At 62.1% G+C, this 9,145-nt stretch carries 8 protein-coding genes; 5 read left to right on the top strand and 3 right to left on the bottom strand.

The window, feature by feature from the left end:
* Window positions 1–32 precede the first annotated feature (32 nt).
* The 3 genes from SNL23_RS18725 to SNL23_RS18735 all read right to left on the bottom strand — a co-directional run bounded on the left by SNL23_RS18725 (window position 33) and on the right by SNL23_RS18735 (window position 2,624).
* Window positions 33–1,046: a GNAT family N-acetyltransferase gene (locus tag SNL23_RS18725; RefSeq protein WP_318303075.1), complete on the bottom strand. Its 1,014-nt coding sequence runs from the start codon at window positions 1,044–1,046 to the stop codon at window positions 33–35.
* 66 nt (window positions 1,047–1,112) lie between these two features.
* Entirely contained in the window at window positions 1,113–1,901 is a 789-nt protein-coding gene (locus SNL23_RS18730) for a substrate-binding periplasmic protein (RefSeq protein ID WP_076015317.1), read from the bottom strand.
* A gap of 99 nt (window positions 1,902–2,000) precedes the next feature.
* Entirely contained in the window at window positions 2,001–2,624 is a 624-nt protein-coding gene (locus SNL23_RS18735) for a TetR/AcrR family transcriptional regulator (protein WP_318303076.1), read from the bottom strand.
* Window positions 2,625–2,778: 154 nt separating this feature from the next.
* On the opposite strand from SNL23_RS18735, the gene SNL23_RS18740 reads away from it, so the two are divergent.
* The 5 genes from SNL23_RS18740 (at window position 2,779) to SNL23_RS18760 (ending at window position 9,061) form a co-directional block, all read left to right on the top strand.
* Window positions 2,779–4,557, top strand: coding sequence for an acyclic terpene utilization AtuA family protein (locus SNL23_RS18740; protein ID WP_318303077.1), 1,779 nt, complete (start codon window positions 2,779–2,781; stop codon window positions 4,555–4,557).
* 12 nt (window positions 4,558–4,569) lie between these two features.
* Window positions 4,570–5,442: an SDR family oxidoreductase gene (locus tag SNL23_RS18745; protein ID WP_318303078.1), complete on the top strand. Its 873-nt coding sequence runs from the start codon at window positions 4,570–4,572 to the stop codon at window positions 5,440–5,442.
* A 3-nt stretch (window positions 5,443–5,445) separates the two neighbouring features.
* The gene (gene atuC, locus SNL23_RS18750; protein WP_318303079.1) at window positions 5,446–7,062 is read left to right on the top strand and encodes a geranyl-CoA carboxylase subunit beta; all 1,617 of its coding nucleotides are present in this window, start codon (window positions 5,446–5,448) and stop codon (window positions 7,060–7,062) included.
* 71 nt (window positions 7,063–7,133) lie between these two features.
* A complete protein-coding gene (atuD, locus tag SNL23_RS18755; protein WP_076015312.1) occupies window positions 7,134–8,291 on the top strand; it encodes a citronellyl-CoA dehydrogenase in 1,158 nt (385 codons plus the stop codon).
* Entirely contained in the window at window positions 8,288–9,061 is a 774-nt protein-coding gene (locus SNL23_RS18760) for an enoyl-CoA hydratase/isomerase family protein (protein ID WP_318303080.1), read from the top strand. Before atuD ends, SNL23_RS18760 begins: the two co-directional genes overlap by 4 nt.
* The last annotated feature ends 84 nt before the right edge of the window (window positions 9,062–9,145 follow it).

The following is a 9,145-nucleotide window of genomic DNA, read 5'->3' on the forward strand; positions in this document are numbered from 1 at the left end:
GGCCGTGACCTAAATAACGGATATGCCCCCGATCAAACCAACCCACACCGCTCAAAAAACCGCTCCCGCCCCAGGATCATCAACGCCGCCCGCTTATGCGGAAAATCAAACTCCTTCTCACAGTGGAAACACTGATTCTGCATATGCCCAATCATCCGCCCGTTATCCGCGCGAGGCTCCGCCACCACACGCTGCGTACGCGGGTCATCAAGAAACAGGTAATGCACCAACGCCGACAACCAACTCGCAACCTTATGCGGCCCCCGGTGATGCTCCTCACCCACCAACATATGAATCCCGCGATCGTAATCCGCCACGTCATAGAACGGCGCAATCCGATCCTCCTTGGCCCAATACGCCTCGAAATACGCAAACGGCTCATCGTCGAAACACCCGATCAACGTCAACGCATGGGGATCCACGTCCAGCTTGTCCAGATACTCCCGATGCTGCTCCAGGCTGCCACTTTCCTGCCAGAAATTCGCCACCCGCGCACTGTTCTGCCAACGATTAAACCGCGCCAGATCAACATCAATCTCAACCGTTCGCAGCGAAATCCAAGCCCCCAACCGCGCATCAAACCGCCGATAAACCTCACCCCGCGGCTTCGGCGCGCGAGCGGGATGGCGCTTGCCACCACTGATCATCATCTGCTGCGGATAAGTCCCGGTCACCGACTGCCCCAACCACGGTTGCGGCAATTGCCAAAACAACGTGCGCTCACAATAAAACTGCCCGGCAACCTCGGTCGCCACCAGCAACCCACTGCGCAACGCATCCTCCGGCGCATGCTCAAGACGCCAGGCCAGCCGTTGACGCTCAGGCTCTTTGGTAAACAGCCAGTAACACGCCGCCCACAAAGCACGGGCAGCCGGCACACGGTCGGGCTCCTGCAAATGCACCAGCAGCTCATCACCCCGTTCAAGGCGCAAACGAATCAGCGGCTGCCCCTCAAGGGTAAGGCTCAGACGGCTGTCAGTTTCATCAGCATTCAGGGCAGGCCCCGCCGGCAACGGCAGGACAGACAGGTCATTCAGATTGGACATGGGATGGGCTCACGAATCGTCGACAGTTCAACAAGTGACGTGAGCCAGGGGCAAAAATTTAGACGATCACGGCACCGGCATCACATCGATGCGGTAAGGCTCGAAGATCTTCAGCAACTGGCCATTGTCCCGCAGTTGCTTGAGCAGCCCGGCGAACACCGGCCCCGTGATCGGCGCCTTGGGCCGCAGCAGCGCGAAATGGTGGTACACCTGGTCAATCCGCTCAGACACCAGGAACTGCCCCGCCGTCTCGGTGTTGCGCACCAGGAAATCGCTGAGGTAGGAGCGTGTTACCAATGCAATGTCGGCGCGGCCCCGGGCAACCATCAACAGGTTGCTGTCGTGGGAATAGGTCAGGGTGGCGTTGAAGTGCTCCGCCATGTTCCTGGGGTCGGGGTTGAAGTTGGCGAACGCGTAGTGATAGCCGCTGAACACCGCCAGGCGCTTGCCGGTCAGCTCAGTGAAGTACGATTGGTCGCGGCCGGGCTCACGCTGGGCGACGAAGATTTCCGCGTCTTCCAGGCCCATGTCGACTGCCGTGTGGGGGATGTCCTGCCAACCCCATGCCGGATTTTCGAAGATCGCCATATCCACCCGGCCTTGCTGGAAATCGCGAAAGCGCCGGGGGATCGAGGTGGGCACCAGCACAAACTGGTAATCGGTTTGCAGGGCATTCAAGGCTTCCAGCAATTGCGGCAGCAACCCGGTGTCGGCGCCCTGCTCCGGGCGCACGGTGTACGGTGGAAAATGCGCAGCCCCCACCCTCACCAACTGAGCGGCCGAAGCCGGCATCAGCCACAGTGTGCCAAGTGCCAATATTGAGAGTCCTGCAGCCAATCGCCAGGGCGAAAACATCAAGGCACACACCGTCGAAAACTTTGATCCCGCTAAGCTAGGCGTTTTTGTCTATCGAGACAACTTTCTGCCACACAATTAATAGCTTGCGCCAACGGACTAGTCAGCTTTCAAAACCATCAGCAAAGCTTCATCGGCCAGTTGCTCCAGGGTCATGCTGCCCTGGGCGCGAAACCAGGTGGTGGTCCAGGACAAGGCACCGGTCAAGAAGCGTCGGGTGATAAACACATCGCCCCGGATATAACCGGCATCCTTGGCCTCCCCCAACACCTGCAACCAGATGTCTTCGTAGATATCGCGCAAGGCCAGTACCTGAGCCTGGCCTTCGGCCGACAGTGAACGCCATTCATACACCAGCACCGCCATGGCCTCGCCGCTGCCGCCCATGATCGACTGCAATTCGCAGCGAATCAGCGCCAGCACCCGCTCGCGCACGTTGGTCGCCTCGGCCAGGGACGCGCGCATCAGGGCGGTGTTGTAATGGATGGTTTCCTCCATCACCGCCCGCAGGATTTCGTCCTTGCTCTTGAAGTGATGAAAGATGCTGCCGGACTGGATCCCGACCGCGCCGGCCAGGTCACGCACGGTGGTGCGCTCAAAGCCTTTATTGCGAAACAGGTGGGCCGCGGTTTGCAGCAACTTGCCACGGGCACTGTCGGGGTCGGTCAATTGGCCGGCGTCGACCATGGTGCGCATCACCCGCAGGGCTTTTTGCTCATCCATGCTGCTCTCCTTAACTTCTGGTTACGTCTTGGGCGGCAATTTAGGCCGTGGCAGCCAACCAAGCAAGCGCTTGGGGCAAAGTTGTGACCAGAGTTTACAAACCAAGCGCTTGCTTGGTAGTGTTGGTACCAGCAAACCAGAGGAAGGACGCCCCATGAACAAGACGGTACGCATCGGCTGCGCCAGCGCCTTCTGGGGCGACACCTGCACCGCCGCTGCGCAGTTGGTAGAAGGCGGTGCGCTGGATTACCTGGTGTTCGACTACTTGGCCGAAGTCACCATGTCGATCCTCGCCGGGGCACGGATGAAGGATCCCCAGGCCGGCTACGCAACGGATTTCGTCGAGGTGCTGACGCCACTGCTGGCGGATATCCAGCGCCAGGGCATCCGCGTGATCAGCAATGCCGGCGGCATCAACCCCCAGGCCTGCGCCGCCGCGTTGCAGGCGGCCTGCGACCAGGCGCAAATCCCGTTGAAGATCGCCGTGCTGCTGGGGGATGACCTGCAACCGCAGTTCAAGCAACTGCACGGCATCACCGACATGTTCAGCGGCGCACCTTTGCCGGCGATGTGCGTGTCCACCAACGCTTACCTCGGCGCGCCGGGCATCGTGCAGGCGCTGACGCTGGGCGCCGATATCGTCATCACCGGCCGTGTGGTCGACAGCGCAGTGGTGAGCGCAGCGCTGGTGCATGAATTCGACTGGTCCTGGCAGGACTACGACCGCCTGGCCCAGGCGGCACTGGCTGGGCATATCATCGAATGTGGCGCCCAGTGCACCGGCGGCAACTTCACCGATTGGCGCGAGGTGCCGGACTACGAACACATTGGCTTCCCGATTGTGGAGGTCAGCGCCGACGGCCAGTTCACCGTCAGTAAAGTCGACGGCACCGGCGGGCTGATCAGCGAACTGAGCGTCGCCGAGCAATTGCTGTATGAAATCGGCGACCCGCGCGCCTACCTGTTGCCCGACGTGATCTGCGACTTCAGCCACGTAAAGCTCCAGCAACAAGGCAAAAACCGCGTGCACCTGCACGGCGCCAAAGGCCTGCCGCCCACCGACCAGTACAAGGTCAGCGCCACTTACCCGGACGGCTTTCGCTGCACCGCCAGTTGCCTGATTGCCGGGATCGACGCGGTGGCCAAGGCCGAGCGGGTCAGCCAGGCGATCATCAACAAAACCTCAGAGCTGTTAAGCCAGCGCGGCTGGGCGCCCTACACCGACGTCAACATCGAACTGTTGGGCAGCGAAGCCACCTACGGCCCCCACGCCCAACGCCAGGACTGCCGCGAAGTGGTGCTGAAACTGGCGGTGCGTCACCCGAGCAAACAGGCGCTGGTGCTGTTCGCCCGGGAGATCGCCCAGGCGGCCACCGGCATGGCGCCGGGGCTCACCGGGATCGTAGGCGGGCGGCCCACGGTGTATCCGCTGATTCGGCTGTTTTCGTTCCTGATCGATAAAAGCGCCTGCCAATTGCAGGTCGACTTTCTTGGCGAGCGGCATGCCTGCGAATTGCCTGGCACCGCACCGCTGAACACTTCCATCGCCTTGATCGACCCGCCCAAACCCCAAGGCCGCGCCGACGCCAACGTGCCGCTGATCAAACTGGCCGTGGCGCGCTCTGGCGACAAGGGCAACCACAGCAACATCGGCGTGATCGCCCGCGAGCCCGAATACCTGCCGTGGATCGCCGAAGCGTTGACCCCCGAAGTGATCGTCGACTGGATGAGCCACGTACTCGACCCGATCCACGGCCGCGTCGAACGCTGGTACTTGCCGGGCAGCCACAGCCTGAACTTCCTGCTGGAAAACGCCTTGGGCGGCGGCGGGATTGCCAGCCTGCGCATCGACCCCCAAGGCAAGGCCTTCGCCCAGCAACTGCTGGAAATACCGATTGCCGTGCCGCAGCACATAGCCGATCAATTCACTTAAAGGACCCACGCCGTGGCCTTCGACTCGATCTTCAAAGCCGACTTGTTCCAGGGGCAGACCATCATCGTTACCGGCGGCGGCAGTGGCATTGGCCGCTGCACTGCCCACGAGCTGGCAGCCCTCGGCGCCCATGTGATCCTGGTGGGACGCAAGCCGGAAAAACTGCAAACGGTCGCGGCGGAGATCAGTGAAGACGGCGGCCGCGCCAGCTGGCAGGCCTGCGATATTCGTGATGAAGAAGCGGTCAAGGCGCTGGTCAGCCAGATCCTCCAGGAGCACGGCCCGGTTCATGGCCTGGTGAACAACGCTGGCGGCCAGTACCCCTCGCCGCTCGCGTCGATCAATCAGAAGGGCTTTGAAACGGTGTTGCGCACCAACCTGGTGGGCGGTTTCCTGATGGCCCGGGAAGTGTTCAACCAGTGCATGAGCACGCACGGCGGGTCCATCGTCAACATGCTCGCCGAAATGTGGGGCGGCATGCCGGGCATGGGCCACTCCGGCGCGGCACGTTCGGGCATGGACAACTTCACCAAGACCGCCGCCTTCGAATGGGGTTACGCCGGGGTGCGGGTCAACGCCGTGGCGCCCGGCTGGATTGCCTCCAGCGGCATGGACACCTACGAAGGAGCATTCAAGGCGGTGATCCCGACCTTGCGCGAACACGTGCCGCTCAAGCGCATCGGCACCGAATCGGAAGTCAGCGCGGCGATTGTGTTTTTACTCAGCCCCGCCGCCGCGTTCGTCAGCGGCAGCACCTTGCGCATCGACGGCGCCGCCAGCCTCGGCAGCCGCGCCTGGCCGCTGCACAAGGCGCAACCGCCGAGTGCGTCCTTTAACGGTTTCCACCGGGCGTACTTGCCGGACGTGCTCAAGGAGGAGAAATAAGCCATGCCGGTGATCGACTCGCAACTCGACGCCCACAGCCCGCAATTCGCGCAGAACCGCGAAGCAATGCTCACAGGCGTCAATCAACTGCGCCAGCTGGAGCAAAACCTGTTGAGCAAGGCCGCCGAAGCCAAGGCCAAGTTCGACAAGCGCGGGCAACTGCTGCCACGGGAACGCCTGAATTTGCTGCTGGACCCGGGCGCGCCGTTCCTCGAACTGGCAAGCCTGGCCGGCTACAAACTGCACGACGACAAGGACGGCAGCGCTGCCGGTGGCGGGTTGATCGCCGGCATCGGCTACGTCAGCGGCGTGCGCATGCTGGTGGTGGCCAATAACAGTGCGATCAAGGGCGGAACCATTTCCCCCTCGGGCCTGAAAAAATCCCTGCGCCTGCAACAGATCGCCATGGAAAACAAACTGCCGGTGGTGACGCTCGCAGAAAGCGGCGGCGCCAACCTCAACTACGCTGCCGAGATTTTCGTCGAAGGCGCACGCAGCTTCGCCAACCAGGCGCGGATGTCGGCCATGGGTTTGCCGCAGATCACCGTGGTGCATGGCTCGGCCACGGCGGGCGGCGCCTATCAGCCGGGGCTTTCGGATTACGTGGTGGTGGTGCGCGGCAAGGCCAAGCTGTTTTTGGCCGGCCCGCCGCTGCTCAAGGCGGCTACCGGCGAAGTCGCCACCGATGAAGAACTGGGTGGCGCCGAGATGCACGCGCAAACCGCCGGCACTGCCGAATACCTGGCGGAAAACGACGCTGACGGTGTGCGCATCGTGCGTGAGATCGTCAGCCTGTTGCCGTGGGATGACCGGCTGCCGGTTGTTCGGTCACGTGCTTATGCCGAGCCGCTGTACCCGATTGAAGAGCTGCTGGGGCTGATCCCCGACGACCCGAAAAAGCCCTACGATGTGCGCGAAATCCTCGCGCGACTGGCGGATGGTTCCAACTTCCTGGAGTTCAAGGGCGAGTTCGATCCGCACACCGTCTGCGGCCATTTGCATATCCAGGGCCGCGCCTGTGGTTTTATCGGCAACAACGGGCCGATCACACCGAAGGGCGCGAGCAAGGCCGCGCAATTTATCCAACTGTGCGACCAGAGCCTGACGCCGCTGCTGTTCTTCCACAACACCACCGGTTTCATGGTGGGCACCGAGTCGGAGCAGCAAGGCGTGATCAAGCACGGCGCGAAGATGATTCAGGCGGTGGCCAATGCCCGGGTGCCGAAATTGACCATCGTCGTCGGTGGTTCCTACGGTGCCGGCAACTACGCGATGTGCGGCCGTGGCCTCGACCCGCGCTTCATCTTCGCCTGGCCCAACAGCCGCACCGCCGTGATGGGCGGCGCCCAGGCGGGCAAGGTGCTGCGGATCGTCACCGAAGCCAAGCAATTGAAAGACGGCCTGGTGCCCGACCCCAAGGTGCTCGACATGCTCGAACAGGTCACCGCACAGAAACTCGACAGCCAGTCCACCGCCCTCTACGGCAGCGCAAACCTGTGGGACGACGGGCTGATTGACCCCCGGGACACACGGACCTTGCTCGGGTTTCTGCTGGACATCTGCCACGAGGCCGAAGTGCGGCAACTACAGCCCAACAGCTTTGGTGCAGCGCGGTTTTGATGATCGTTCCCACGCCCCGCGTGGGAATGCAGCCCGGGACGCTCCGCGTCCCCATAGGGAGAACAACAAAAATGATTTTCACCCAGGAACACGAAGAGCTGCGTCGCACCGTCCGTGGCTTTGTCGAGCGCGAGATCAACCCCCACGTCGATGAATGGGAAAAGGCCGGACGCTTCCCGATCCACGAGATCTTCCGCAAGGCCGGCGACCTTGGTTTGCTGGGTATCTCCAAGCCGGAAAAATTCGGCGGCATGGGCCTCGACTACAGCTACTCCATCGTCGCCGCCGAAGAGTTCGGCAGCATCCGCTGCGGCGGCATCCCGATGTCCATCGGCGTGCAAACCGACATGTGCACCCCGGCGCTGGCCCGTTTCGGCTCCGATGAGTTACGCGAAGAATTCCTGCGCCCGGCCATCAGCGGCGAGCACGTGGGCTGCATTGGCGTCTCGGAAACCGGCGCCGGCTCCGACGTAGCCGGGCTGAAAACCCATGCCCGTAAGGACGGCACCGACTATGTAATCAACGGCAGCAAGATGTGGATCACCAACTCACCGAGCGCCGACTTTATCTGCCTGCTGGCCAACACCTCCGACGACAAGCCGCACATCAACAAGTCGCTGATCATGGTGCCGATGAACACCCCGGGTATCAGCGTCAGCCCGCCCCTGGAAAAGCTCGGCATGCACAGCTCGGAAACCGCCCAAGTGTTTTTCGACGACGTGCGCATCCCCCAGCGCAACCGCATCGGCCATGAAGGCGCGGGGTTCATGATGCAGATGCTGCAGTTCCAGGAAGAGCGACTGTTTGGCGCGGCCAATATGGTCAAGGGCCTGGAGTACTGCATCGACAGCACCATCGAGTACTGCAAGGAGCGCAAGACCTTCGGCAAGCCGTTGATCGACAACCAGGTGATCCACTTTCGCCTGGCCGAACTGTCTACCGAAATCGAATGCCTGCGGGCCTTGGTGTACCAGGCCACCGAGCAGTACATCAAGGGCCAGGACGTGACGCGACTGGCCTCGATGGCCAAGCTCAAGGCCGGGCGCCTGGGACGGGAAGTGAGTGACAGTTGCCTGCAATATTGGGGCGGTATGGGGTTCATGTGGGACAACCCGGTGGCCCGGGCTTATCGGGATGTGCGGTTGGTGTCGATTGGCGGCGGGGCGGACGAGATCATGCTGGGGATCATCTGCAAATTGATGGGCACCTTGCCGGGGAAAAAGTCGTGAATACGTTGTTGCTGGAGCCGCATAACGGGGTGTTGCATGTGACGCTCAATCGGCCTGACAGCCGGAATGCCATGAGCCTTGAGATGGTGACCGAGTTGCGGGCGGTACTGGCCGATGTGTCAGGGGATAAAGCCTTGCGGGCGGTGGTTATCAGTGGCGCCGGTGGGCATTTTTCGGCGGGTGGGGATGTGAAGGACATGGCGCGCGCCGGGGCCACGGGTGGGTTGCAGGCGTTGAACCGGGCGTTTGGCGCACTGCTGCAGGAAGTTGAGGCGTTGCCGCAGGTGGTGATTGTGGTGCTTCAGGGGGCGGTGCTGGGGGGCGGGTTGGGGTTGGTGTGTGTCAGTGATGTGGCGATTGCGGATCATCAGGCGCAGTTTGGGTTGCCGGAGACCAGCCTTGGGTTGTTGCCGGCGCAGATTGCGCCGTTTGTGGTGAAGCGTATCGGGCTGACTCAGGCGCGGCGGTTGGCTTTGACGGCGGCGCGGTTTGATGGGGTTGAGGCGCTGCGGTTGGGGTTGGTGCATTTTGTGGAGCACGATCCGCAGGCGTTGGCGGAGCGGGTGGATGAGGTGTTGGGGCAGGTTTTGCGTTGTGCTCCGGGGGCTAATGCGCGGACCAAGGCGTTGGTCTTGGCCAGTGGTGAGCAGGCTTTGGGGCCGTTGCTGGATCAGGCGGCTGAGTGGTTTGCCGAGGCGGTTTGTGGCGAGGAAGGGATTGAGGGGACTCAGGCTTTTGTGCAGAAGCGCAAGCCGCGGTGGGCGCGATGAATTGGGGGCATATCCGTTGTTTGGGTGATGGCTTCGATTGGTTCCGCTCTTACAGCGGGTCACTTTTGAAAAGCGCAAAAGTAA

The sequence above is a fragment of the Pseudomonas sp. SED1 genome (genome assembly GCF_034044025.1).
GTDB lineage: Bacteria > Pseudomonadota > Gammaproteobacteria > Pseudomonadales > Pseudomonadaceae > Aquipseudomonas.

Bases quoted from the DNA above. Each gene is read 5' to 3' on its own strand.
- SNL23_RS18725 (WP_318303075.1), bottom strand. From the start codon at position 1,046: ATGTCCAATCTGAATGACCTGTCTGTCCTGCCGTTGCCGGCGGGGCCT.
- SNL23_RS18730 (WP_076015317.1), bottom strand. From the start codon at position 1,901: ATGTTTTCGCCCTGGCGATTGGCTGCAGGACTCTCAATATTGGCACTT.
- SNL23_RS18735 (WP_318303076.1), bottom strand. From the start codon at position 2,624: ATGGATGAGCAAAAAGCCCTGCGGGTGATGCGCACCATGGTCGACGCC.
- SNL23_RS18740 (WP_318303077.1), top strand. From the start codon at position 2,779: ATGAACAAGACGGTACGCATCGGCTGCGCCAGCGCCTTCTGGGGCGAC.
- atuC (WP_318303079.1), top strand. From the start codon at position 5,446: ATGCCGGTGATCGACTCGCAACTCGACGCCCACAGCCCGCAATTCGCG.
- atuD (WP_076015312.1), top strand. From the start codon at position 7,134: ATGATTTTCACCCAGGAACACGAAGAGCTGCGTCGCACCGTCCGTGGC.